Raw genomic sequence first — 25,350 nt, forward strand, 5'->3', positions numbered from 1 at the left:
CGGGGCGTCATCCGCGCCCGTGGTGCTCCGCGATGACCCGCGCGTACTCGAGGCCGGAGTCCTTGACGGTCCGCACCTGGGTGTCGTAGTCGACGTGGACGATGCCGAAGCGCTTGTCGTAGCCGTAGGCCCACTCGAAGTTGTCGAGGAGGCTCCACGCGAAGTAGCCGCGGACGTCGGTGCCGCCCTCGATCGCGTCGGCGACGGCGCCGAGGTGGTCGCGCAGGTACGCCACGCGCTCGGGGTCGTGGACGGCGCCGTCGGGCGAGACGGTGTCGTCCCAGGCCGAGCCGTTCTCGGTGATGTAGACCGGCAGGCCGCACTCGCGGGCCGAGCGCTCGATGATCAAACGGTGCGACTCCGGCGACTGCTCCCAGCCCATCGCCGTGACCGGCGGGTGGGGGTCGATCTCGGAGACGCGCTCGCAGCCGGGCAGCAGATGGGTGTTGCCGACCGGCTCGTCGCCGTCGGCCGTGGCGCGCACGCGGGTGGGGAAGTAGTTGTTGACGCCGAGGTTGTCCAGCGGGGCGCCGATCGTCGCGAGATCGCCGTCGTGGACGAACGAGCCGTCGGTGAGGTGCGCGACGTCGTCGAGCATCCCCTCGGGGTAGGCGCCGTGGAAGAGCGGGCCGAAGAAGACGCCGTTGAGGGCGTTGTCGGCGCGGCGGACGGCGTCGAGGTCGGCCTCCGTGGGGTCGGCGGGGCCGTGGACCTGGGTCGGGTTGAGGGTGATCGACACCTGCGCGTCACGGCAGTGCTCGCGGATGACGGGCACCGCGGTGCCGTGGGCCAGCATCAGGTGGTGGGCCGTGAGCAGGCCCTCCATCGGGTCGCGGTGGCCGGGCGCGTGGGCCCCGATCGAGTGGCTGAGCATCGAGGAGCACCACGGCTCGTTGAGCGTGGTCCAGTTGACGACGCGGTCGCCGAGCGCGCCGACGACGTGGGCGGTGTAGTCGGCGAACCAGCCGGCGACGTCGCGGGAGCGCCAGCCGCCACGGTCCTCGAGGGCCTGCGGGAGGTCCCAGTGGTAGAGCGTGACGACCGGGCGGATGCCCGCGCCGAGCAGCTCGTCGACCAGCCGGTCGTAGAAGGCGAGCCCGAGGGGGTTGGCCGGGCCGGTGCCGTCCGGCTGGATGCGCGGCCACGCGACGGAGAACCGGTAGGCCTCGAGCCCGAGCCGCTGCATGAGCGCGACGTCCTCCGGCACGCGGTGGTAGTGGTCGCACGCGACCTCGCCGGTGTCGCCGTTCGCGACCTTGCCCGGGGTCGCGGAGAAGGTGTCCCAGATGGACTGGCCGCGGCCGTCCTCCTTGGTCGCGCCCTCGATCTGGTAGCTCGCGGTGGCGGCGCCGAAGAGGAAGCCCTCGGGGAAGGTGAGCTCGGAGGTCGTCATGCGCACGAACCTACCGGGCGGGCCGCACCTCGTCGCCGACGCGGACCTCGCCCGTGGACACCGGCACGAGCTGGACGGCGAACCACGTCGCGCCGTCCCAACGACGGTGGCGGGCGAGCGTGCGGATCGGCTCGTGGCCGCGCTCGCGGGTGGCGGGGTCGAGGGTGGTCATGACGCAGCGGTCGACCGGCTTGACGACGCGGAAGGTGACGGCGCCGACGGTGACCGCGCTCCAGCCGTCCTCCTCGAAGGGCTCGAGGTCGCCGTCGACGACGAGGTTGGGTCGGAAGCGGTCGACGCCGATGGTGGCCGGCTCCTCGCCGCGCTCGACCGCGGTCTCCGCGACCCAGTCGCCGAGCCGCCGGAGCGAGGCCGCGGACGCGAGCGTGACCGGATAGCCGTCGGCGAAGGCGGTGGCCTCGCCGGGGCGTGCGTGCGCCGGGTTGAGCGGCCGCGGGTCGGCGACGTGGACGAGCCGGACGTCGGTGCGCCGCAGGGCATCCCGCAGCCAGGCGTGGGCGGGGTCGTCGGCCACGCGACCGGTGAGCGCCCGCCCGTGGACGGTCACGGGGACCGGCTCGCCGTGCGGGGGCTCGACGAGGAGGTCGTCGGCGCCGCCCGCGCGCAGCCGCAGCGCGGCACGGAGACCGGGGTCGGTGGCCGGGGTGTCGGCCGTCAGCGCGAAGAGGGAGTTTTCCTCGCGGGCCGTCAGGCACTCGCCGTCGGGCGTGACGACCATCCAGCGGCGGTCGTCGCGCAGGCCCCATGGCTCGACCGCGGCCACCGGGACGGCGCGGACCGCGGTGCTCTTGACCGGGTGGAGCGCGACCCGCTCCAGCCGGGTGCTCACGCCTGCCGGGTGAGGCGACCGGTGTCGACGTCGTACATGAACCCGCCGATGAGGGCCCGCTCGCCGATGAGGGGGTGCGAGCGCAGGACGTGGACGTCGTGCTCGAGCGCGGCCTGCTGGTCGGTGACGACGTTGAAGTCGTGCCACGACGCGTCGACGCCCGCCGACTCGCCGACCCGGCGCTGCAGCTCCTCCTCGGTGTTCGAGGCGACGGCGCAGCGGGTGTGCGGGACGACGAGGACGCGGTTCACGTTGAGGAGGTGCACCGCGAGGACCAGCGCCTCGAGGGCCTGCGGGGTGACGCGCCCGCCGGGGTTGCGGAAGATCTTGGCGTCGCCGGGGTGCAGGCCGAGCATCGCGAGCGGCGCGATGCGGCTGTCCATGCACGTGACGATGGCGATGCCCGCGTGGGCGACGCCGTCGAAGCCGGCGAGGTCGAAGGTCTCGGCGAAGTGCTCGTTGGCGGCGAGCAGGTCGTCGAAGTCGGTGGGCGTGGTGGTGGGCTCGCTCACAGCAGTCCGGTCCTCTTCTCGATGGTGAACGCGACGGGCTTGGTGACGCCGGCGAAGAAGTCCTCGCCCTTGTCGTCGACGACGATGAACGCCGGGAAGTCCTCGACCTCGATCTTCCAGACGGCCTCCATGCCGAGCTCGGGGTACTCGAGCACCTCGACGCTGCGGATGCAGTCCTGGGCGAGGCGCGCGGCCGGGCCGCCGATCGAGCCGAGGTAGAAGCCGCCGTGCGCCTGGCAGGCGTCGGTCACCTGCCGGCTGCGGTTGCCCTTGGCGAGCATGACCATCGAGCCGCCCGCGGCCTGGAACTGCTCGACGTAGGAGTCCATCCGGCCGGCGGTCGTCGGGCCGAAGGAGCCCGACGGCATCCCCTCGGGGGTCTTGGCCGGGCCGGCGTAGTAGACGGGGTGGTCCTTGAGGTACTGCGGCATCGGCTCGCCGGCGTCGAGGCGCTCCTTGATCTTCGCGTGCGCGATGTCGCGGGCGACGACGAGCGGGCCGGTGAGGCTCAGCCGGGTCTTGACGGGGTACTTCGTCAGCTCGGCGAGGATCTCGTCCATCGGCCGGTTGAGGTCGATCGGCACGACGGCGCCCGCCCCCGTGCCGCTGACGCCCTCGGCGTCCTCGAGGCCCGCGTGGGTGGTGTCGGGGAGGAAGCGGGCGGGGTCGGTCTCGAGCTGCTCGATGAAGACACCCTCGGGGGTGATCTTGCCGAGGACCTGGCGGTCGGCCGAGCACGAGACGGCGATGGCGACGGGGAGGCTGGCGCCGTGGCGGGGGAGCCGGACGACGCGCACGTCGTGGCAGAAGTACTTGCCGCCGAACTGCGCGCCGATGCCGAACTGCCGGGTCAGCTCGAGCACGCGCTCCTCGAGCTCGGTGTCGCGGAAGCCGTGGCCGGTGGCGGGGTCACCCTGCTTGGGCAGCTGGTCGAGGTACTTCGCGCTGGCGTACTTGGCTGTCTTGAGGGCGAACTCGGCGCTCGTGCCACCGATGACGATGGCGAGGTGGTACGGCGGGCAGGCGGCGGTGCCGAGGCCGCGGAGCTTCTCGTCGAGGAAGCGCATCATCGCGTCCGGGTTGAGGATCGCCTTCGTCTCCTGGAAGAGGAAGGACTTGTTGGCGCTGCCGCCGCCCTTGGCCATGAAGAGGAACTTGTACGTCGTCTCGTGGCCGGGCGCGGTGTCGGCGTACAGCTCGACCTGGGCCGGGAGGTTGGAGCCGGTGTTCTTCTCCTCCCAGGTCGTGACCGGGGCCATCTGGCTGTAGCGCAGGTTGAGGCGCGTGTAGGCGTCGTAGACACCGCGGCTCACGGCGGCCTCGTCGGTGCCCTCGGTGAGCACGTGCTGCCCGCGCTTGCCCATGACGATGGCGGTGCCGGTGTCCTGGCACATCGGCAGCACGCCGCCGGCGGCGATGTTCGCGTTCTTCAGCAGGTCGAGCGCCACGAACTTGTCGTTGTTGCTCGCCTCGGGGTCGTCGAGGATGTTGGCCAGCTGCTGGAGGTGCGCGGGGCGCAGGTAGTGCGCGATGTCGTGCATCGCGGTCTCGGTCAGCAGGCGCAGCGCCTCGGGGGCGACCTGGAGGAAACGCCGGCCGCCCGGGCCCTCGACGGTCTCGACGCCGTCGGTCGTCAGCAGCCGGTACGGGGTCTCGTCGGCCCCGACGGGCAGCAGGTCCTCGTAGGCGAAGTCGGTCATCGGATCTCCTCCCGGGTGGGGGCGTAGGCGCCGGCGTGGCGGACGGTGACCCCGCTCGTGGCGAGGGCGCGCTCGACGGCGGGGTCGACGTCGGCGAGGGTGGCGCGGGCGAGGCGCTCGCGGGCGTCGGGGCTGCCGAGCAGCCCCGTGTCGAGGAGGCCGGACACGAGGCCGGCCATGAAGGAGTCGCCGGCGCCGACGGTGTCGACGACGTCCTTGATGCGGGCCGGCGCGCGGCCCTCCTCGCCGGACGCGGCGCGCCAGACGACGCCGTCGCCGCCGAGGGTCACGACCGTCAGCGACGCGCCGAGGCCGGCCCACCGGGCCATGACCGCGGAGGGGGAGTCGCCGGGGTAGAGCCACTCGAGGTCGTCCTCGGAGCACTTGACGACGTCGGAGAGGCCGACGAGGTGCTCGACGCGGGGACGGACGTCGGCGACGTCTCCCATGATCGTCGGGCGCACGTTGGGGTCGTACGAGACGGTGCCCTGCGCGCGGGCGCGGCGCATCGCGTCCTCGACCTCGGCGTCGCCCGGGGTGAGGGTCGTCGCGATCGACCCGGTGTGCAGGTGGCCCGTGCCGTCGGGCAGCTGCACCGGGGGGAGGTCCCAGTGCAGGTCGAAGACGTACGAGGCCGCGCCGTGCTCGTCGATCGTCGCGAGGGCGGTCGACGTCGGGTGGTGCGGGCTGCGGCTGCCGGGCAGCAGGTGGGCGCCGCTGGCCTCCACGTGCTCGGCGCAGCGGGCGCCGCGGGCGTCCTCGCCGACGAGGCACACGACGTGCGTGTCGTGACCCAGCCGGGCGAGACCCACCGCGACGTTGGCGGGCGAGCCGCCGACGTGCTCGGCCGAGCGCCCGTCGGGGTAGCTGACGATGTCGACGAGGAGCTCGCCGACGACGACGACCGGCGGCGCGGAGGCGCTCACGGCATCCCAACCTCTCTGGCGGTTGCTGACGGGCCCGCCCGGGGCCGGCACGGTCGAGGGCGGCGTGTCGAACCCTATCGTCGGCACCGATTGGGCGTCTGCGCCGCCCGTCGGCGACGATGGGGGCGTGAGCACCCCGACCGCCCCGAAGAGCCGCTACTCGATGGGGTCGACGAAGAACCTCGTCCTGTCGCTGCTCGCGGTGCTGGGGATGGTGCTCGTGCTGGTCTTCATGGTGCCGCGGGTCGACCGCGTCGGCGGTCCGGTCGTCGACGTCACGACGAAGGCGCAGGAGATCCGCACGTCCACCGGCTGGCCGATCGTCGAGCCCGTGGGGCTGCCGAGCGGCTGGTCGCCGACCTCGGTGCGGTACGTGCCGGTGACCGACGGCTTCCGGACCTGGCACGTCGGCTACCAGACGCCGTCCGGCACGTTCGTCGCCGTCGAGCAGACGAAGGACCCCACCCGCGGGTGGATCTCGGCGCAGACCAACCGGGCCCCGCGCGAGGGGACGGTCGAGGTGGCCGGGCGCACGTGGGAGAAGTTCGTCCGCGACAACAAGGTGCAGAACAGCCTGCTGTACGTCCCGCCGACCGGGTCGGGCGAGCTCGCGACGCTCATCACGGGCACCGCGACCTTCGAGGACATGGAGACGTACATCGAGTCGCTCCAGCCGGTGCGCTGACGCAGCTCGGCGCGGGTCGAGGTCCGCGCTCACGCAGGCGCCTGCGCGCGGAACGGCCCGGGCCTGGTGTGCACGTCCGGCCGCTGTCGTTCGCTCCCGTCCCTGACGCACGCAGGATGAGCGGTCAGGCGCGACCGTTCGTCCCGGTTGCTCCGCCATCGGGAGCGAACGACAGTGACTGCCCGAAGGGTGTCCTGAGGGGAGCCAGTCACCTCGACCCGTCGCGGGTCGAGGTGAAAACCGACCCTGTCGTGGTCGGGTCCACCTCGACCGGGTGCAGGCCTGCGGTCGCCGCCTCCCCGAGCGATGAGTTCCCGGTGGCGGGGTGGTCCGTCCGTGCGACAGCATCCACGTCACCCGCACGACCACCGGAGGACCCCATGACCCGCCTCGTCACCGCCCACCTCTTCCACGCCGTCAACGGCGTCGTCGAGTCACCCGACCAGTGGCAGTTCGGCCACTTCGGTCCCGAGGAGGGCGAGATGATGGGCCGCACGCTGGCGAACGTCACCGACGTCGTCATCGGCCGGGTGCTCTGGCAGGAATGGTCCGAGTTCTGGCCCGCCGCCGCCGAGGGCGACCCCTTCGCCGCCTTCGTCAACCCGGTTCGCAAGCACGTCGTCTCGAGCACCCTCGGCGACGACCTCGGCTGGAACAGCACCCGCATCGACGGCGACCCGCTGGCCCACGTCCGCGCCCTGCGCGAGGGCGACGGCGGCGACATCGCGGTCGTCGGTGGCGTCGAGACGGTCCGCTCGCTCTTCCTCGGCGGGGTGGTGGACCGGCTGACGCTCACCACGCACCCGGTCGTCGGTGCCGGTCGCCGGCTCTTCGGTGACGACGTGCCCGTGACGCGCCTCGAGCTGCTCGAGTCGACCGCGACCTCGGCCGGCAACGTCATCACGACCTACGGCCTGCGCACCGCCGACTGACGGGCGTCGCCGGCTCCACCCGAGGCGGAGGGGGTCGGCCCGGGGGCCTCAGTCCTGCGGGCCGGCGACCCGCTGCTCGGCCTGGTCGAGCCAGCGGCCGCAGTGCGCCGCGAGCGCCTCGCCGCGCTCCCAGAGCACCATGCTCTCCTCGATGCCGACCTGCCCGCTCTCGAGCCGGGCGACGATGTCGACCAGCTCGTCCCGCGCCTGCTCGTACCCCAGCTCGGCGACGTCGGCGTTCGCGCCGGTGCCGGCGTCGGGGGCGTGGGCGTCCTTCGGCATGCCGCGAGACTACCGACGCCCACCGACCCCCGCCGGTCGAGGGCGCACGGAGTAGCTGAGGCTGACGATGCCGTCGACCGCCACGACGAGCGACCAGAGGCGGAGCATCCCGAGCAGGGCCTCCGTCCGGGCCGGGTCCCCGATGACGAGGATGCCGACCCCGAGGAGCGACGCCCCGACGGCGTACGCGACGAGGTGGCGCCGGAAGCCGCGCCGCTCGTGGGCCGCGTGCGCCCGGCCGGTGCGGGGCCGAGGGGCCGGGGCGGGGCCGTTCGCGAAGCGGTGCGCGAAGCGCTCGTCGGCCCAGCGGACCATCGAGTGCCCGAAGCCGACCGAGACCCCGAGGTAGACGGCGGCCAGGGCGTGCGCCGTCGTGGCGGTGGCGCCGCCGCGCAGGTCGAGCACGGTCGCGACGAGCAGGACGAGGTCGACGAGCGGCGCGGCGACGAGCAGCCACCCGCCGACCCGCGGACGGCGCAGCACGTAGCGCGTGGCGAGCCCGGCGAGGACGAGGACCCAGAACAGGACCTCGCAGGTGACGATGACGGCGACGAGCACGGCGGTTCCCTCCCGTTGTTCTAGTACGACCGTACCAAATCCATGGATCGGGTGCTCGACCCTGCTAGACAGGGTCCGTGCCCAGGGTCGTCGACCAGGAGGCGCGCCGGCAGCTCATCGCCGACGCGCTGCTGGCCGTCGTGCGCCGGGACGGGATCGGTGCGGTGTCCGTCCGGTCCGTGGCGGCGCAGGCGGGTCTGTCCGTCGGCTCGATGCGCCACACGGTCGCGAGCCAGGACGACCTCGTGGCCTTCGCCATGCGCGCCGTCGCCGACCGGGTCGGGGCGCGGGTGACGGCCCGCGTCGGTGGGTGGAACGCCGCTCACGCCCCGGACCTCGACGACCTCGTCGACCTCTGCGGGGAGGTGCTGCCGCTCGACGACGAGCGGCGCGCCGAGGCCGCGGTCTGGCTCGAGCTCGTCACCCTGGCCCGCACCGCCCCGCGGCTCGCCGAGGTCTCGGCGCAGGCGCACCTCGGCATCCGCTCCCTCGTCGACCGGGTCGTCGCCGCCCTGCTGCCGGCAGCCGACCCGGGACGCCGCGAGGTCGAGGCCGCCGGGTTGCACGCCCTCCTCGACGGACTCGCGCTGCACGTCGTGCTCCAGCCGGAGGCCACCGACCTCCGGGGCGTGCGCGCGGTCGTCCGGCACCACCTCGCCGCGCTCGCCGCCGGCTGAGCGCCGCCGGCGCCTGCGGGGTCAGGATCCGAGGACGCGGACCCCGAAGTCGCCGCGGGCCACCCGGACGCGCAGCAGCTCGTCGGGCGCGAGGTCGGCGGGGTCGGTGACCAGGCCGCCGCCGACCTGCTGCACGACGGCGTACCCGCGGTCCAACGTCGACTGCGGCGAGAGTGCCCGAGCCTGCGCGCGGAGGTGGTCGACCCGGTCGCGCTGCCGGTGCAGCCCCGCCTCGACCCGGTGCAGCGCGCGGGAGCGCAGTGCCTCGACCACCTCGCGCTGCGAGCGGAGGAACGCGCCCTTGTCGGCGAGGACCGGGCGGCTCGCGAGCTCGGCGAGGCGGCGCCGCTCGTGGTGCAGCCGGCCGCCGACGGCCCGGTGCCCGCGCTCACGGGCGACCTCGAGCCCGCGCCGCTCGGCGACGGCGTCCGGGACGATCGCCTTCGCGGCGTCCGTCGGGGTGGAGGCGCGGTGGTCGGCGACGAGGTCGAGCAGCGGGGTGTCGACGTCGTGCCCGATGGCGCTGACGACCGGGGTGGTCGCGGCGGCGACGGCGCGCAGCATCGTCTCGTTCGAGAACGGCAGGAGGTCCTCGACGCCCCCGCCCCCGCGGGCGATGACGACGACGTCGACCTCGGGGTGGGCGTCGAGCTCGGCGAGGGCGGCGGTCACCTCGGCGACGGCGTTGGTGCCCTGCACGGCGACCTGCCGGATCTCGAACCGCGCGCTCGGCCAGCGGCGCAGCGTGTTCTCGACGACGTCCTTCTCGGCGGCGCTGGCCCGGCCGCAGACGAGGCCGATGCGCCGGGGGAGGAAGGGCAGCCTGCGCTTGCGGTCGCGGTCGAACAGACCCTCCTGCCCGAGGTGGCGCTTGAGGTACTCCAGGCGCGCCAGCAGCTCGCCGACGCCGACCGGCCGGATCTGGCGGGCGTCCATGACGAGGGAGCCGCGCTGGCTCCAGAACGACGGCTTGGCCTGGAGGACGACCCGGGCCCCCTCGCTGAGCGGGCCGGGCATCGCGTCGAGGGCGTTGACGTGGACCGAGCACGAGAGGCTCATGTCGACGTCGGGGTCGCGCAGGGTGAGGAACGCCGTGCGCGCGCCGGGCCGCCGGGTCAGCTGGACGACCTGGCCCTCGACCCAGAGGACCGACATCTTCTCGACGTACTCGCCGATCTTCATCGAGAGCAGGCGGACCGGCCACGGGTTCTCGGCCGTGGTGTCGACCGCCCGCTCGGGCAGGGGCGCGCGCGCCGGGGTGCTCACGGGGCAACCCTAGGCGGCGGCACCGTCAGCCCGTCCGCCCGCGATGCGGGCCCGGACGAAGGCCCCACCTACGATGGACACATGGCTGAGACGACCAAGCGCGTGCTCCTCGCGGCCCCCCGCGGCTACTGCGCCGGTGTCGACCGGGCCGTCGTCACCGTCGAGAAGGCCCTCGACCTCTACGGCGCCCCCGTCTACGTCCGCAAGGAGATCGTCCACAACAAGCACGTCGTCACGACGCTGCAGCAGCGTGGCGCGATCTTCGTCGACGAGACCGACGAGGTGCCCGAGGGCGCGACCGTCGTCTTCTCGGCGCACGGCGTGGCCCCGGTCGTCCACGAGGAGGCGCGGGCGCTGAGCCTGCGCACCATCGACGCCACCTGCCCGCTCGTCACCAAGGTGCACCGCGAGGCCGTCCGCTTCGCCGACAGCGACTTCGACATCCTCCTCATCGGTCACGAGGGCCACGAGGAGGTCGTCGGCACCGCCGGCGAGGCGCCCGAGCACATCCAGCTCGTCGACGGCCCGGACGACGTCGACAACGTCACCGTCCGCGACCCCGAGAAGGTCGTCTGGCTCAGCCAGACCACGCTCTCGGTCGACGAGACGATGGAGACCGTCCGCCGGCTGCGCGAGCGCTTCCCGAAGCTGCAGGACCCGCCGAGCGACGACATCTGCTACGCGACGCAGAACCGCCAGCTCGCGGTCAAGCAGATGGCCGCCGACTGCGACCTGATGATCGTCGTCGGGTCGCGCAACTCGTCCAACTCGGTGCGCCTCGTCGAGGTCGCGCTCGAGCACGGGACGCGGGCCGGCCACCTCGTCGACTACGCCGACGAGATCGACGAGTCCTGGCTCGACGGCGTCTCGACCGTCGGCGTGACCTCCGGCGCGTCCGTGCCCGAGATCCTCGTGCGCGGCGTGCTCGACTACCTCGCGGCGCGGGGCTTCGAGGACGTCCGCCCGGTCGTCGCCGCCGAGGAGTCGCTGATGTTCGCGCTGCCGAACGAGATCCGGCGCGACCTCAAGGCCGCCGGCATGTCGGACAAGATGCGCCACGACGGCTCGTTCGCCGAGACCAGCGCCCTGCGCTGACCGGCGGCACGTGGACGCCCGGGTCGAGCTCGCGACGAGCGGTACCCGGCTGGCCCTCGCCGGGCGGCTGCTCGACGCGTTCAACGCCGAGTACGGCGACCCGTCGCCCGGCCCCGACGCCCTCGCCGCGCGGCTCGCGGAGCTGACCGGCCGCGGCGACACCGACGTGCTGCTCGCCGGTGCAGACGGGGTGGCGGTGGTCCGCTACCGCCCGGCGCTCTGGAGCACGTGTGACGAGGCGTACCTCGCCGAGCTGTGGGTGGCGCCGGCCGCCCGCGGTCGCGGTCTCGGCCGCGCGCTGCTGCAGGCCTGCCTCGCCCGGGCCCGCGCCCGCGGGTGCGACCTGCTCGACCTCGCGACGAGCGCCGACGACGTCGCGGCCCGGGCCCTCTACGAGAGCGAGGGGCTGCACGCCACCGAGGGGCCCGGCGGCCCCACGACGTACCACTACGAGATCGACCTCTGACCCTCCCCGTCGTCGCGGCGCGGCTCGTCGAGCACCAGCTGCGGGCGCGCGTCGGGCTCGGTGACGGCGTCGATGAGCTCTTGCGCGGTGAGCGGCCGCGGGCCGGTGCGGACCGGCTCGAGGACCGACAGCTCGTCGGTGACGACCTCGAGGTCGCGCATCCGCCGGGCGGTGACGAGCACGCGCGACTCGAGTGCCCCGACCATCGCGTTGTACGCCTCGACGCTCGACTGGAGCGAGCGGCCGACCTTGGCGGTGTGCGCGCCGAGGGTGCCGAGCCGGCCGTAGAGCTCGCGGCCGAGGTCGAGCAGCTCGCGCGCGCTCTGCGAGAGGGCGTCCTGCTGCCACGTGAACGCCACGGTGCGCAGCAGGGCCATGAGCGAGGCCGGGCCGACGAGGACGACCCGGCGGGCCAGCGCCTTCTCGTGCAGCGCCGGCTGGGCGGCGAGGGCGGCGGCGAGCATCGCGTCGCTGGGGACGAAGCAGACGACCATCTCGGGGCCGTCGCGGAAGGCGGCCCAGTACTCCTTGGCGGCCAGGGTCGCGACGTGGCCGGCGACGGCGTCCGCGTGCCGGCGCAGCAGCGCGGTGCGCTCGTCGTCGGTCAGCTCCTCGGCCTGGGCGTCGAGGAAATGCGTCATCGGGGCCTTGGCGTCGACGACGAGCGACTTGCCGCCGGGCAGGCGCACGACGACGTCGGGGCGGACCTGACGGTCGTGCGGCCCGAGGACGCCGACCTGCTCCTCGAAGTCGCAGCGCGAGAGCATCCCCGAGGCCTCGAGGACGCGGCGCAGCTGGACCTCGCCCCACGCGCCGCGCACCGACGACGAGCGCAGGGACCCGGCGAGCGAGGCGGTGGCCCGGCCCAGTCCCTGCGTCTCGGCCTCGACCCGGCCGAGCAGCGCCCGCAGCGAGCCGTACTGCTGCGACCGGTCGCGCTCGAGGACCCCGACGTGCTCCTCGACGCGCACCAGGGCGTCCTTGAGGGGCGCCAGCAGCGCCGCGGTCTCCATGTCCTCGGCGAGCGACGTCTCGAGGTCGAGCACCCGCTCGCGCAGCAGGTCGCGCTCGGTCTCGACCCCCGCCACCGCCGCCCGGTGCACGAGCCGCGCGAGCAGCCACGCCACGACCGCACCGACGACCAGCCCGAGCACGCCCCACGTCATCCCGTCCATGCGAGGACCATGGCAGAACCCTCCGACAGGCCCGGCAATCCGCCACGCCCCGCGGGTCCGAACCTCCGCCCGACCCGGTGACCGCCCCGAGAGGACCCCGCATGCCCGTGCTCCACGACTTCTCCGCCACCTCGCTCTCCGGCACGCCGCAGACGCTCGACGACTACGCCGGCCACGTCGTGCTCGTCGTCAACACCGCGTCGCAGTGCGGCTTCACGCCCCAGTACGACGGCCTCGAGGAGCTCTGGCAGGAGTACAAGGACCGCGGCCTCGTCGTCCTCGGCTTCCCGTGCAACCAGTTCGGCGGCCAGGAGCCGGGCAGCGCCGAGGACATCGGCGAGTTCTGCCGCGTCAACCACGGCGTGACCTTCCCGCTGTTCGACAAGGTCGAGGTCAACGGCGACGACGCCCACCCGCTCTTCCGGTGGCTGCGCCACGAGGCACGCGGCGCCCTCGGCAGCGAGAAGATCAAGTGGAACTTCACGAAGTTCCTCGTCGGGCGCGACGGCACGCCGATCAAGCGGTTCGGCTCCAGCACCAAGCCCGAGAAGCTGCGCGGCGCCATCGAGAAGGCGCTCGCCGCTTGACGCGACCTAGGGTCGGGGTCATGCCCGAGAGCGCCGAGGAGTACGCCGCCCGCATCGCCGCCGCGCAGGACGCCGACGGGCGCCTCCGGCTCGACCCGGACGGGGTCCTCGCGTGGGACGTCTTCCCGTTCGAGGCCGAGGGGCTGAGGGTCAAGCCCGGGCCCGTGCTCGTCGACGAGGAGCCGCCGCGACGCGGCGAGGAGGCGAGCGACTGTCACTGCACCGAGGTGGTCATGGGTGGGCCGGCCGCCACCGGCGACTGGGCCGCGCTCTGGGAGGGGATGGGCTGGCGGGTCAAGCTGGCCCCGCCGTCGGGCTCGCCGCTGGTGCTCGTCGCCGAGCCCCTCGAGCACCTCGACGTCGACGCGCTGACCGACGACCTCGCTGCCGCGCTCGGGCGGCTGCAGGTCGCGCTCGTCGGCGCCGTCGAGGCGCTGCCCTCCGTCGCCCGCTGTCACGTGCTGCGGATCGGTGACGGCGGCGCTCACGCCCACGTGTGGTTCGTCGCCCGCCCCGCGCGGATGCCTCAGCTGCGCGGGTCCTTCATGGTGGTCTGGGACGACCTGCTCCCGCCGGTCCCGGCAGCGGTGGGGGACGCCAACGCGGCCTTCGTCGTCGAGCGGCTCGTCCGGCGCCTCGGCGGCCGGCCCGTCACCGCGCTCGCGTAGGGTCACGGCATGGCGCGACGTGAGGAGACCGAGGCCGAGCGCCTGCGGCGGATCGCCATCCTCAACGCCCGGCTGCCCAAGAAGCGCAACATCGCGCAGGGGCTGCTGCGCAACCCGGCCGGCGAGGTGCTCCTGTGCGAGCTGTCGTACAAGAAGGAGTGGGACCTGCCCGGCGGCGTCGTCGACCCGGGGGAGCCGCCCGCCCTCACCGTCGCCCGCGAGGTCGACGAGGAGCTGGGGCTCGAGGTCGCCGTGGGTGGCCTCGTCGCCGTCAACTGGCTGCCGCCGTGGCGCGGCTGGGACGACGCCCACCTCTTCCTCTTCGACCTCGGCGTGTTCGAGGGCGAGCTCGACCCCGCCCGCTTCCTGCCCCGCGAGATCGCCGGCGCCCACTGGGTGCGGCCCGAGGCCGCGGCCGAGCACGTGGCCCCGTACACCGCGCGGATGCTCGAGGTCGTCGCCGGATGGACCCCCGGCGCGACGCTGTACCTCGAGAACAGCGAGCCGGCCGGGGGAGCGACGTGAACGGCGAGCACCGGCTCGCCCTGATGCTGCTCGGCGGGCTCGTCCTCGTGAGCCTCGGCATCCTCGGCTACATCCTCGTGTCCGCCCTCACCGCCTGAGCGGCGGCTGTCACCGCGTCGGCATACCGTCGGGGTCATGACGCCGTCCGAGCCGGTCCTCGAGTTCCCCGACCGCGACGCTCTCTGGGCGTGGCTCACCGCCCACCACGAGAGCGATCCGGGCGGCTGGGTGCGCCTGGCCCGGGCCCGGTCGGGCCTGCGCAGCGTCACCGTCGAGGAGCTCCTCGAGGCCGGCATCGCGTTCGGGTGGAGCGAGAGCACCCGCCGCCGGTACGACGAGCGGTCCTACCTCCAGCGCTTCACCCCGCGCCGCGGTCGCGGGACGACGTCCGAGCGCAACCGCCGCATCGCGGACCGTTTGGAGGCGGAGGGTCGGATGACGCCGGCCGGGCGCCGGGCCCTGGCGGTCGGGGCGGCGCCCGGGGCTCGGTAGACTCCTCGTCCCGTGGCACTCACCATCGGAATCGTCGGTCTCCCCAACGTCGGCAAGTCGACGATGTTCAACGCGTTGACGAAGAACGACGTCCTCGCGGCGAACTACCCGTTCGCGACCATCGACCCCAACGTCGGCGTCGTCCCGCTCCCGGATGCCCGCCTGCAGCGCCTGGCCGAGATCTTCGGCAGCGAGAAGATCCTCCCCGCCACCGTCTCCTTCGTCGACATCGCCGGCATCGTCCGCGGCGCGTCCGAGGGGGAGGGGCTGGGCAACAAGTTCCTCGCCAACATCCGCGAGGCCGACGCCATCTGCCAGGTCGTGCGCGCCTTCGAGGACGGCGACGTCGTGCACGTCGACGGCCAGGTCTCGCCCGAGTCGGACATGGAGACCATCCACACCGAGCTCGTCCTCGCCGACCTCCAGACCCTCGAGAAGGCCGTCGCCCGTCTCGAGACGGAGGCGCGCATCAAGAAGGAGTCCAAGCCTCTCCTCGAGAACGCGCTCGCGGCCCAGAAGGTGCTCGAGGAGGGCAAGACCCTCTACGCGCACGGCGCCGCCGCCGGCGTCGACCTCGGGATGGCCGCCGGCCTCGGGCTGCTGACGACCAAGCCGTTCATCTACGTCTTCAACCTCGACGAGGACCAGCTCGGCGACACCGACCTCCACGCCCGGCTCGCGGCCCTCGTCGCGCCGGCCGACGCGGTCTTCCTCAACGCCAAGCTCGAGATGGACCTCATGGAGATGTCCCCCGAGGACGCCCAGGAGATGCTCGAGTCCTTCGGTGCCGAGGAGTCCGGCCTGGACCAGCTCGCGCGGGTCGGCTTCCACACCCTCGGCCTGCAGACCTACCTGACCGCCGGCCCGAAGGAGTCGCGCGCCTGGACCATCCGCCAGGGCTGGACCGCGCCGCAGGCCGCCGGGGTCATCCACACCGACTTCCAGCGCGGCTTCATCAAGGCCGAGATCGTCTCGTTCTCGGACCTCGACGAGCTCGGCTCGATGGCCGCCGCCAAGGCCGCCGGCAAGGCGCGCATGGAGGGCAAGGACTACGTAATGCAGGACGGCGACGTCGTGGAGTTCCGCTTCAACGTCTGACCTCCGGCGTCGACGCAGACCCGCGGGCCTCGCCCCGCCGAGGGCGGCGCGCAGCCGGTGTACGCCCCGAGGCGCTGCTCGTGGCGTCGACGTGGGGGTGATCGCCCCCTTTCCGACACCACGAGAGCATCCACGGTCGCCGCAGGGAGGACCCCCGGCGGTCTCTTGGGGGGCACCGACAGGCCCTCCCACGCGAGATTCTTGACGTTCTGTTGAGGCGTGGGTTGCCTGCGGTTGACCCTTCCCGTGCCCGCCTCCGACCTCCCGGACACCTTCGTCCGACTCTCGCCGAGGCCGAGTGCACTGGGGACGGCGAGGCAAGTCGCATCAAAAGCATTGCGGCACAGGGAGTTCAGGGATCGTTCGGCATCCCGACAGGGCAGAGCCCGTCTCACGCCGCTCGTCGGATGACGAGTTCCTGACGACGACCTGAGGGCCGGATGACGACGACCTGAGCGTCCGGTGACGAGCGGCTGACGGTGGGCTCACGCCTGCGTGACAAATGGCCTCCAGCCCTCGGCACGGAGGGGGTCGGCACTGTCACATGGTCCCCGTGGAGCGCCGCAGGGGGCGTTCCCGGACAACTGCAGGGGTTGGTCGTGATGCAGGGACACCACCACGTCGACACACAGGGCACGAGCGGTGCGGCGCACCGGTCGGGCCGGCGGCCGTCGGGGCCGCGGGCCGCGCTCCGTCGCCTCGTGACGCTCGTCGGGTCCGTCGCGCTGACGCTGGGGTCGGCGGTCGCCGTCCCGGTGCTCACCGCGGCGCCGGCGCACGCCGCCTCGACGAACGAGGTGACCCTGCGCGTCACGAGCGCCCGCGACGGGCTGCACCCGCCGAACGACACCGTCAGGGCAGGGGACCCCGTCCCGGGCTACCGCTACATGATCAACGTCGACGACACCGGCACCGGTGACCCCGTCGGCGCCCCGACGCCCGGCTCCGGCTGCTCCACCCAGGACGAGGGCTACCCCGCGAGCTGCAGCTGGGCCTCCCTGCACGAGGTGACCGGCGCTCCCATCTACACGCAGGGCACCGACCAGGACTTCGCCGGCGGCGCCTCGCTCGACCTGCCCGACGGCCGCTACGTCGTGAGCGTCCTCGCCGACGGCTTCAAGATCGACGGCGCCCACTTCACCGTCCCGATGATGACCGACGGCACTGGCCCCGGCGTCGTCGACGTGACCGTGCAGCCCGACCCGCTCGTCGACTCGACGCTGCGGGCCTTCGTCTACCGCGACGAGGGCTCGACCAACGGAGCCATCGACAACGGCGAGGACGGCCTCGCGGGCTTCCAGGGGCACATCAACGACATCCTCGGCGAGGTCACGACGGACGTGTACGGCAACCCGCTGTGCACGACGTACAAGAACGAGGACGCGAGCTACCAGATCCCGTGGGACGCCGCGTCCCGCGACGCCGACGGCGCGCCCATCGTCGCCAAGGTCGGCGGCAAGTGCTTCAGCGACAGCACCGGCATGCTCGTCATCCCGCACCTCGGCACCAACCGGTACACGACGTGGATCAGCCCGCCGGAGGGGCAGGACTGGATCCAGACGACGACCCTCGAGGGCAACCACGACTGGGACACCTGGCTGATGGAGGGCGCCACCGGTTTCGACACCGAGTTCACCCTCGCCGGCGAACCGGTGCCGACCCCGCAGTTCGGGTTCGTGCAACCGAAGAACCTCCTGGGCACCTCGGCCGCCGGCTCGGTGACGGGCACGATGGTCGCGGTCAAGCAGTACTACCCGCCGCGCGGCGGCAGCTTCAACCAGTACTGGGGGAGCGTCGGCAGCAAGCTCGACAAGCCCATCGCCGACGGCGTCCTCTCGCTCAACGACCTCGACAGCGGCGACCGCGCCGTCTGGGTGGGCCGCGCCGCGAGCAACGGCACCTTCACGATCCCGAACGTTCCCGACGGCAACTACATGCTGACCTGGTGGGACGAGGCGCAGGACTACATCCTCCAGCTGACCAACGTCACGGTGACCAACGGCGAGACGGTCGACCTCAAGCAGCTGCCGCTCAACGGCTGGTGGACGCCGATCAAGGGCCACGTCTTCCTCGACGCCAACAAGAACGGCAAGCGCGACGCGGGTGAGCAGGGTGTCGCCCAGTTCCCGCTGACGCTGCGCAAGAAGGATAACTCGCTGATGGACCGCGGCTCGACCGCCGCCTCCACCGACACCACCGGCTACTACGAGTTCCCGAGCGGCTACCCGCTCGCCGAGTGGCTCGTCCTCGAGGCCTACTCCGACAGCTTCTACACGACGGGTGTCACCTACCAGGCCGACAACCAGCCGACCCCGACGACCGTCAAGGGATCCGGCGTCGACGTCAGCGTCCTGCCGATCATCGGCCTCGGCGGCACCGTCGACTGGGGTGTCCAGAAGTACGACGCGACCGGCGGCACCAGCCGCCCGCGCAACGGCGGCATCGTCGGCTCGGTCTCCTACGACACGACCCGCAACGAGCTCGACCCGCAGTACGCCGCGACCGAGGACTGGCAGCCGGGCGTCCCCGACGTGCCCGTCAAGCTCTACGCGCCCGTCCGGTGCGGCACGAACACCGGCGCGCCGTGCGACGCGAGCAACACCTACGAGCTCGCGGGCGACGGCTCCTACAAGAAGGGCACGCTGCTCAACTCCTACGTCTCCGAGCACTGGAGCCGGCCCACCGGGTGCACCGCCCGGGACGCCGACGGCACGCCCTACGCGCACGGCACGGACGAGGACGTCACCGTCCCCTCCCAGGACACCACCGGCGAGTGCATCTCGGCCCTCGTCCAGGGCTTCCAGGTCGGGGCCTACGGTGCCGACCAGGGCACGGCCGACGCGAGCTTCGGCGCCTCCGTCGACGGCAACTACGGCTTCGGGGACGCGTGCACCGGCGACCTGGACGCGCACGACCCGGCCAACCCGACCTGCACCAGCACCTTCGCGCCGCTGGCCGCGGGCGACTACCTCGTCTCAGTCGAGGTGCCCAAGGACGCCCGCGGCCGTCCGATGTACGACGTGACCTCCGAGGAGGACATCAACATCGGCCGCGGCGACCAGGTGGTCCCGCAGGTCCCGCCGCCGGCGTGCGTCGGCGCGCTGCACACGGTCGACGTCAAGGACGTGGAGAGCGACGGCTACGCCGCGAAGTCCGGTGCCGCCGACGGCCTCCCGGAAGGCGTCACCGTCCCCGCGTCGAGCGCCGTCGACAACGCGACCTTCGCCGACATCGGTGGTTCGCCCTACGAGGGCATGGTCCGCCCGCGCTGCGACACCAAGCTCGTCAGCCTCAACAACGGCAAGTCCATCGTCCCGATGTTCCACCTGTTCACCGACGTCCCGGTGCCGTCGCGGATGCGCGGCCTCATCGTCGACGACCTCAACTACTCGACGGACAAGCGCACCGTCCTCTTCGGCGACAAGGCCGGGGTGGCCAACGCGCCGGTCGGCATCTACGACTTCGCCGGTGACCTCAAGTACACGGCGCACTCGGACTACAACGGCTTCTACGACGTGCTCATGCCGTCGACCGACCACATCAGCTGCCCGACGCCCTCCGGTGTCTGCCAGGGGATGTACCGCTTCGTCGGCAACGACCCCGGTGTCCCGGGCGCCCTCAACGCCGACTACAACCCGCGCTTCCGGACCATCGCCACCGAGTTCGAGGCGACCCCCGGCGTGACGATCCCCACCGACCTCGCACCGACGCAGGTCGGGGTCAGCCTCGGCACGCCCGGGACGAGCCCGACCACGGTCAAGTGCATGGTCAACCCGGTCCGGCCGCAGCTGTTCTCGGTCGACAAGCCGGTCCTCACCCCGACGGACACGACGACGGCGCAGCGGCAGGTCACCCTCCGCGGCACCGGCTTCGGGGCCGCCCGAGGGACCGGGTCGGTCCGGCTCGGCAGCACCGCCCTCACCGTGGCGAGCTGGAGCGACACGACGATCCAGGTCGACGTGCCCGCCGCCGGGCCCGGCACCGGGCAGGTCCCCGGCGGAGCCCTCCAGCTGACCGTCACCGCCGGCAACGGGCTGAGCTCCGTGACCGGCCTGACCTTCCAGCTGCTCGGCGCCGTGACGACGACGAGCTCCTACTTGCCGACGGTCTACCGCGTCGGCCCGGACGTCGCCGTCGCGAAGTACGACCCGACCAAGACGGCCAGCCAGACCGGCACGGCCGGTGTGCCGCACGCCATCCAGAACGCCGTCGACGACGCCGTGCGCGCCGGTGGCAACGCGGTGGTCGTGGTCTTCCCGAACACGCCGACGAGCAGCAACCCGCGCGGCGCCTACTACGAGAACCTCGTCGTCAACGGGCCCGTCAAGCTCCAAGGCGTCGGCGCCGGTGGCTTCCAGGGCAGCGGCACCTCGAGCACCTGGGTGCCGGGCTCGGTCGTCGACGGCAGCGCGTTCGGTGGTGACACCGACCTCGCGACCGACTGGTTCACCAAGGTCGGCTCGCTCGACTGGTCGGGCAACCAGACCGTCAGCGACGGGGCCGTCGTCTACCTGCTCGGCTCGCAGGGCGGCTCGTCGACCGTGCGGACCTACCCGCTCGGTGCGACGTTCAAGCCGGCCGTCGACGGGTTCGACCTGCGCGGCGGCGACCAGCTGGGCTTCCCCGGCAACATCAACGACCTCACCGGCCAGGCCACCGGCCTGCCGCCGAACATCACGACGCAGGGTGGCGCGATCTTCGCGAACGCCTTCGTCCGTGAGCTGCAGGTGACGAACAACGTCGTCGAGAACAACGGCGGCGGCTACGGCACCATCCGCATCGGCACGCCCGACCTCACGGGGGCCGACGAGAGCCAGCACAACGAGAACCTCCGGATCGCGAACAACCGGATCGTCCAGAACGCCGGCACCAACTACGCCGGGGCGATCGGCCTCTTCGCGGGCTCGGACGGGTACGAGGTGTCCGGCAACGACATCTGCGGCAACTTCTCGCTCGAGTACGGCGCGGGCGTCACCCACCTCGGGTACAGCCCGAACGGACGGATCCACCACAACCGGATCACGCTCAACAACTCGAACGACGAGGGCGCCGGGATCATGGTGGCCGGCGCGCTGCCGGCCGACCCGACGACGCTGTCGCACGGCGCCGGCGCGGTGGAGATCGCCGACAACGAGATCCAGGGCAACCTCGCCAACGACGACGGCGGCGGCATCCGCTTCCTCATGGCCGGCGACTACCCGATGTCGGTGCACGACAACGTCATCACGAGCAACGTCTCGACCCACGAGGGCGCCGGCATCGCCATCGACGACGCCCCCGACGTCCGCATCGTCAACAACACGATCATGGACAACATCACGACCGCCACGGCCGTGACGTCCGACGGGATGCCCGCCCCGGCCGGCATCGCCACCGGGCAGAACAGCGACCAGCTGCAGGCCACGTTGCCCCCGGGCTCGCCGACCTCCAGCAACCCCGTCCTGCTCGACAACGTCCTGTGGAACAACCGCGCCGGCACCCGGGCGGGAACCACCGTCACGGGCATCGGCCTGAACGGCCCGAGCGATGTCGAGACGTGGGACCTGGGGTCGCTCGACCCGACGATCTCGCTCGCGCCGGTCGGCTCGGTCCTCCAGCAGGACCCGACGGCCCACCCGTACACCGACGCCTCGTCCAACAAGCACGCCGACCCGCAGGTCGTCCGGACGTGGCCGGTCTCGGTCTCCTTCGCCACCTGGCGGCAGAACCCGGCGTTCGTCGACGCGAACATCGCCGTCGTCGAGGTCCCCGCCGACCTCATGGGTGACTACCACCTCGTCGGCTGCGGGACCGGCCAGTCGCCGGCCTGCGACATCGGCCTGGCCTCCCTCGCAGGTGCCACCGTGGCGAGCGTCGACATCGACGGCGACCCCCGGCCGGCGACGACGACGAACCCGGCCGACGCGGGCGCGGACGAGGTGCCCCGCGTGGCCCCGCCGCCGCCCCCGCCGCCCGTGTTCGACTTCTCGATCACCGGCACCGGCACCATCCCCGGCGTCAGTGGGACGGCCGACGCCTCGGACATCCACCACTACGACGGCGCGACGAACACGTACTCGCGGCTGGTCAACGTGCAGGCGACGCCGCGACCAGGGCTGCCGGCCAACGCGCTCGTCGACGGCCTGGCCGTCGTGGACGCCACGCACTACTACGTCTCCTTCGCGAACGACACCTCCGTGCCGGGTCTCGGGACGGTCCAGGACGAGGACGTGGCGTACTACGACGCCGGCACCTGGTCGGTCTGGTTCGACGGCACCGCCCGCGGCCTGACGACGGCTGCGCTCGACATCGACGCCATCTCGATCAAGGGCGGTGTCCTGTACTTCTCGACGACCGGGAACAGCAACCCGCGCGGGGTCACCGGGACGGCCGACGACGCCGACGTCTACAGCTGGAACGGGACGTCCTTCGCCCGGGTCTGGGACGCCACGACGAAGGGGGTCCCGGCCACCGCCCGGGTCGACGGGGTGGTGTTCGACTCGCCGACCCACGCCTGGTTCTCCTTCGCCGGGAACCTCACCGTCACCGGGCTGGGGGCGGTCCAGGACGAGGACGTCCTCGAGTACACCAACGGCACCTGGAAGGTCTGGTTCGACGGCACCTCGCACGGCCTGACCACGGACGGCCTCGACATCGACGCCTTCTCGCTCCCGGGCACCACCACCACGTCGGCCGCGGCCCTCCGCGCCCTCACCACCACCAAGGGGACGACCCGATGACCAGCACCGAACCGCGGCGCGGCGCCGCACCGACCTCCGTCGCCCTCGACGGGCCACCGCGGGTGAGCCGCCGGCGGGCCCTGGGCCTCGCGGGGAGCGCCGTCGCCGTCGCCGGCGTCGGCACCTGGGCCGGGCGCGTCCTCGCCCCGGAGCAGGTGGCCTCGGCCGCCGACGCCCCGGCGAACCTCTACCTCGCCGGCACCGACGGGTGGATCCACCTGCCCCCGGCCCCGGCCATCCCGCCCTACCACCCGGACCCCATCGGGGCGACCATCGCACCGGGGATGACGACCTACGTCTTCGGGTTCCGCAACGTGACGGGCATGAGCGACGTCCAGCGGCTCGGGCAGAAGTACCACGCGCAGCACTCCGCGCCGCTGTTCTGGGTCGACGAGTACGACGGCGACCCGGCCCACGAGTTCCGGGTGCGGCTGACCAACCTCGGCCTCGAGCTGCGGCCCGACCTGTTCGACGCGCACACGCTGCACTGGCACGGGTTCCGCAACGTCATCCCGTTCTTCGACGGCGAGCCGAGCGGGTCGGTGTCGGTCCGCGCGGGAGGTGAGTTCACCTACGTCTACCGCCCCCGAGACCCCGGCACCTACATGTTCCACTGCCACGTCGAGGACGTCGAGCACGTCCACATGGGCATGACCGGCATGGTCTTCGTGCGGCCGAAGCAGAACGGGCAGAACAAGACCCACGACGGTCGCTCGTACTCGACGTTCCTCTACAACGACGGCGACGGCAGCACCGGCTACGACCGCGAGTTCTCGATGTTCCTCTCCGAGGTGTGGGCCGAGGCGCACTGGGCCGACGCGCACATCCAGCTGCCGGAGTGGAGCGACTACCGCGCCGACTTCGCCCTCCTCAACGGGCGCGTCCACCCGGACACGCTCGAGCCGAACGGGCCCGGCGTTGACGCCTTCGACGTCGAGGAGGGTCGCACGTTCGACGCCGACGGCGACCTCATCGCGCCCCCCGGCCGGCCGGACCTCAAGTACCAGCCCATCTCCTCGCTCGTGACCTGCGTCGAGGGGGAGCGGGTGGCGCTGCGCTTCGCCAACCTCGGCTTCCGCGAGTCGGCGATGACCATCGCCGGCCTGCGGATGCGGGTCGTCGGCCGCGACGCCACGCCGATGCGGGGCCGCACCGGGGCCGACACCTCGTACGAGACCGACACGCTGAACATCGGTCCCGGCGAGAGCTACGACGTCATCGTCACCGCCCCGCCGAAGACGGGGTCCGGCGAGTACGACACCTACCTGCTCTACAACCGGTCGTTCACCCGCTCCGACAACCTCGCCCCCGGCGGGCTCGGCGGCCAGGCGACGGAGATCAGGGTCTACGCCGACGGCCCCGGAGCGCCTGCGGCGCAGTCCTTCCCGAACGACTGGGGGTTCACGGCATGAGCACCGACCCACGCGCCGTCCGACGCGTCCTGCGCCGCGGTGCGGTCCTCGCCACGGGCGTGCTGGTCGCCGTCGCCGGGGCCGTCGCCCCCGGTGCGTCGTCGGCCGGGGCGGCCGCGCCGCCGCGCAACGGCGTCGTCTGCACGACCGGAGGACCCGGCGCCGCCGACCACCACCCGGTCTTCGACCTGACGACGCGCACGGGCTACGTCGACCTGCCCGACGGCAACACCGCCTACATGTGGGGCTACTCGAGCGGCTTCGACGACTTCCAGCACCCCGGACCGGTCCTCTGCGTCACCGAGGGCGACGTCGTGACGGTCATCCTCCACAACACCCTCGACGTCCCCGCGTCGGTCGTGTTCCCCGGCCAGGACGACGTCCTCGCCGACGGGGTGCCCTCCCAGCCGCAGACCGGGTCGGGGGGCTTCATGACGAGCCTCGCGCAGCCGGCCGCCGCGCAGACCGGGACCGTGACGTACAGCTTCACCGCGGGCCACGCGGGGACCTTCCTCTACGAGTCCGGGACCGACCCCGAGACGCAGGTCCGAATGGGCCTGTTCGGCGCGCTCATCGTGCGCCCGTCGATGGGCGCCGACTACGCGTACGACTACGCGGACACCCAGTTCGAGCCGACCGAGGAGTTCATGGTCCTCCTGTCGGAGATCGACCCCTACCAGCACGCGGCGGTCGAGCAGGGCAAGCCCTTCGACCTCACCCGCTACAAGGCCCGCTACTGGCTGATCAACGGCCGGGGTTACCCCGACAGCATCGCCGACAACTTCGCGTCGTGGCTGCCCTCGCAGCCCTACGGGTCGCTCGCCACGGTCAAGCCGTACGACCCGGTGACCCACCCCCGGTCGGGGATCGCGCGCTACCTCAGCGTCGGCAGCGAGGACTACCCCTTCCACCCGCACGGCAACAACGGGCTCGTCGTCGGCCGCGACGGCCGGCCGGCGCGCGCGCTCTCCAGCGGTCAGGAGGACCTCTCGATGGAGAAGTTCGCCGTCAACATCGGTCCCGGGCAGACCTGGGACGTGCTCTTCCGGTGGAAGGACGCCGAGGACTACAGCGTGGCCAACCCGGTGACGGTCACCGTCCCGAGCCTGGCCAACCAGGTCGTCGGCACCTTCTACAGCGGGAGCCCGTACCTCGGGAACACCCACGACCTGCCACCGGGCGTCCAGACGCTCAACCAGTGCGGCGAGTTCTACATCATCTCGCACAACCACGCCCTGTTCCAGATCACCTCCTGGGGCGTCAACATGACCGGCCCGATCACGTACATGCGGATCGAGCCCCCGAACAACACCTGCCCGTGAGAGAGGGGAC

The 25,350-nt window shown here is 72.5% G+C and carries 22 protein-coding genes; 13 read left to right on the top strand and 9 right to left on the bottom strand.

Annotated features, from left to right (window positions below):
• Positions 1-7: 7 nt before the first annotated feature.
• The 5 genes from KMZ30_RS00075 to KMZ30_RS00095 are packed head-to-tail and all read right to left on the bottom strand — an operon-like array spanning position 8 to position 5,381.
• Positions 8-1,393 (bottom strand): GH1 family beta-glucosidase, encoded by a 1,386-nt coding sequence (locus tag KMZ30_RS00075; protein ID WP_215513839.1) that lies wholly within the window; start codon positions 1,391-1,393, stop codon positions 8-10.
• 10 nt (positions 1,394-1,403) lie between these two features.
• A complete protein-coding gene (locus KMZ30_RS00080; RefSeq protein WP_215513838.1) occupies positions 1,404-2,243 on the bottom strand; it encodes an MOSC domain-containing protein in 840 nt (279 codons plus the stop codon).
• Entirely contained in the window at positions 2,240-2,755 is a 516-nt protein-coding gene (locus KMZ30_RS00085) for a beta-class carbonic anhydrase (RefSeq protein ID WP_215513837.1), read from the bottom strand. Before KMZ30_RS00085 ends, KMZ30_RS00080 begins: the two co-directional genes overlap by 4 nt.
• The gene (locus KMZ30_RS00090) at positions 2,752-4,455 is read right to left on the bottom strand and encodes a fumarate hydratase (protein WP_215513836.1); all 1,704 of its coding nucleotides are present in this window, start codon (positions 4,453-4,455) and stop codon (positions 2,752-2,754) included. The genes KMZ30_RS00085 and KMZ30_RS00090 overlap by 4 nt, the downstream gene beginning before the upstream one ends.
• Positions 4,452-5,381: a carbohydrate kinase family protein gene (locus KMZ30_RS00095; RefSeq protein WP_215519831.1), complete on the bottom strand. Its 930-nt coding sequence runs from the start codon at positions 5,379-5,381 to the stop codon at positions 4,452-4,454. The genes KMZ30_RS00090 and KMZ30_RS00095 overlap by 4 nt, the downstream gene beginning before the upstream one ends.
• A gap of 127 nt (positions 5,382-5,508) precedes the next feature.
• Here KMZ30_RS00095 and KMZ30_RS00100 point away from each other — a divergent pair, with 127 nt between their 5' ends.
• Both KMZ30_RS00100 and KMZ30_RS00105 read left to right on the top strand, forming a co-directional pair.
• Positions 5,509-6,066 carry a DUF4245 domain-containing protein gene (locus tag KMZ30_RS00100; protein ID WP_308279833.1) on the top strand — a complete coding sequence of 186 codons (558 nt, stop codon included), beginning with the start codon at positions 5,509-5,511 and terminating at the stop codon, positions 6,064-6,066.
• 380 nt (positions 6,067-6,446) lie between these two features.
• Positions 6,447-6,998, top strand: coding sequence for a dihydrofolate reductase family protein (locus tag KMZ30_RS00105; protein ID WP_215513834.1), 552 nt, complete (start codon positions 6,447-6,449; stop codon positions 6,996-6,998).
• A gap of 48 nt (positions 6,999-7,046) precedes the next feature.
• Here KMZ30_RS00105 and KMZ30_RS00110 read toward each other — a convergent pair whose 3' ends face one another.
• Positions 7,047-7,280: an exodeoxyribonuclease VII small subunit gene (locus KMZ30_RS00110; protein ID WP_215513833.1), complete on the bottom strand. Its 234-nt coding sequence runs from the start codon at positions 7,278-7,280 to the stop codon at positions 7,047-7,049.
• A 9-nt stretch (positions 7,281-7,289) separates the two neighbouring features.
• Positions 7,290-7,838: a hypothetical protein gene (locus tag KMZ30_RS00115; RefSeq protein WP_215513832.1), complete on the bottom strand. Its 549-nt coding sequence runs from the start codon at positions 7,836-7,838 to the stop codon at positions 7,290-7,292.
• Positions 7,839-7,915: 77 nt separating this feature from the next.
• Between KMZ30_RS00115 and KMZ30_RS00120 the strand changes: the two genes are divergently transcribed.
• Positions 7,916-8,515, top strand: coding sequence for a TetR/AcrR family transcriptional regulator (locus tag KMZ30_RS00120; RefSeq protein ID WP_215513831.1), 600 nt, complete (start codon positions 7,916-7,918; stop codon positions 8,513-8,515).
• A 21-nt stretch (positions 8,516-8,536) separates the two neighbouring features.
• On the opposite strand, the gene xseA is transcribed toward KMZ30_RS00120, so the two are convergent.
• Positions 8,537-9,781 carry an exodeoxyribonuclease VII large subunit gene (xseA, locus tag KMZ30_RS00125; RefSeq protein WP_308279832.1) on the bottom strand — a complete coding sequence of 415 codons (1,245 nt, stop codon included), beginning with the start codon at positions 9,779-9,781 and terminating at the stop codon, positions 8,537-8,539.
• Between the two features lie 81 nt (positions 9,782-9,862).
• Between xseA and KMZ30_RS00130 the strand changes: the two genes are divergently transcribed.
• Together KMZ30_RS00130 and KMZ30_RS00135 are read left to right on the top strand one after the other, a co-directional pair.
• Positions 9,863-10,876, top strand: coding sequence for a 4-hydroxy-3-methylbut-2-enyl diphosphate reductase (locus tag KMZ30_RS00130; RefSeq protein ID WP_036830585.1), 1,014 nt, complete (start codon positions 9,863-9,865; stop codon positions 10,874-10,876).
• Positions 10,877-10,886: 10 nt separating this feature from the next.
• Positions 10,887-11,342 (top strand): GNAT family N-acetyltransferase, encoded by a 456-nt coding sequence (locus KMZ30_RS00135; RefSeq protein ID WP_308279831.1) that lies wholly within the window; start codon positions 10,887-10,889, stop codon positions 11,340-11,342.
• Here the strand turns inward: KMZ30_RS00135 and KMZ30_RS00140 are convergent.
• Positions 11,324-12,517: a DNA recombination protein RmuC gene (locus KMZ30_RS00140; RefSeq protein WP_215513830.1), complete on the bottom strand. Its 1,194-nt coding sequence runs from the start codon at positions 12,515-12,517 to the stop codon at positions 11,324-11,326. The two genes, KMZ30_RS00135 and KMZ30_RS00140, sit on opposite strands and share 19 nt — an antisense overlap.
• A gap of 101 nt (positions 12,518-12,618) precedes the next feature.
• On the opposite strand from KMZ30_RS00140, the gene KMZ30_RS00145 reads away from it, so the two are divergent.
• From KMZ30_RS00145 to KMZ30_RS00180, 8 genes are all read left to right on the top strand, one after another.
• Entirely contained in the window at positions 12,619-13,104 is a 486-nt protein-coding gene (locus KMZ30_RS00145; protein ID WP_215513829.1) for a glutathione peroxidase, read from the top strand.
• Between the two features lie 20 nt (positions 13,105-13,124).
• A complete protein-coding gene (locus KMZ30_RS00150) occupies positions 13,125-13,772 on the top strand; it encodes a hypothetical protein (RefSeq protein WP_215513828.1) in 648 nt (215 codons plus the stop codon).
• Between the two features lie 9 nt (positions 13,773-13,781).
• Entirely contained in the window at positions 13,782-14,297 is a 516-nt protein-coding gene (locus tag KMZ30_RS00155; protein ID WP_215513827.1) for an NUDIX domain-containing protein, read from the top strand.
• Positions 14,298-14,432: 135 nt separating this feature from the next.
• Positions 14,433-14,789, top strand: coding sequence for a YdeI/OmpD-associated family protein (locus KMZ30_RS00160; RefSeq protein ID WP_215513826.1), 357 nt, complete (start codon positions 14,433-14,435; stop codon positions 14,787-14,789).
• 12 nt (positions 14,790-14,801) lie between these two features.
• Positions 14,802-15,887: a redox-regulated ATPase YchF gene (gene ychF, locus KMZ30_RS00165; RefSeq protein WP_215519832.1), complete on the top strand. Its 1,086-nt coding sequence runs from the start codon at positions 14,802-14,804 to the stop codon at positions 15,885-15,887.
• A gap of 602 nt (positions 15,888-16,489) precedes the next feature.
• Positions 16,490-22,606, top strand: coding sequence for an IPT/TIG domain-containing protein (locus KMZ30_RS00170; RefSeq protein ID WP_226905125.1), 6,117 nt, complete (start codon positions 16,490-16,492; stop codon positions 22,604-22,606).
• Positions 22,603-24,018 carry a multicopper oxidase domain-containing protein gene (locus KMZ30_RS00175; RefSeq protein ID WP_215513823.1) on the top strand — a complete coding sequence of 472 codons (1,416 nt, stop codon included), beginning with the start codon at positions 22,603-22,605 and terminating at the stop codon, positions 24,016-24,018. Before KMZ30_RS00170 ends, KMZ30_RS00175 begins: the two co-directional genes overlap by 4 nt.
• Complete coding sequence (locus tag KMZ30_RS00180; RefSeq protein ID WP_215513822.1) at positions 24,015-25,340, top strand: multicopper oxidase domain-containing protein; 1,326 nt, start codon at positions 24,015-24,017, stop codon at positions 25,338-25,340. Before KMZ30_RS00175 ends, KMZ30_RS00180 begins: the two co-directional genes overlap by 4 nt.
• Positions 25,341-25,350: the final 10 nt, after the last annotated feature.

Source organism: Phycicoccus mangrovi (assembly GCF_018729305.1).
Lineage (GTDB): Bacteria > Actinomycetota > Actinomycetes > Actinomycetales > Dermatophilaceae > Phycicoccus > Phycicoccus jejuensis.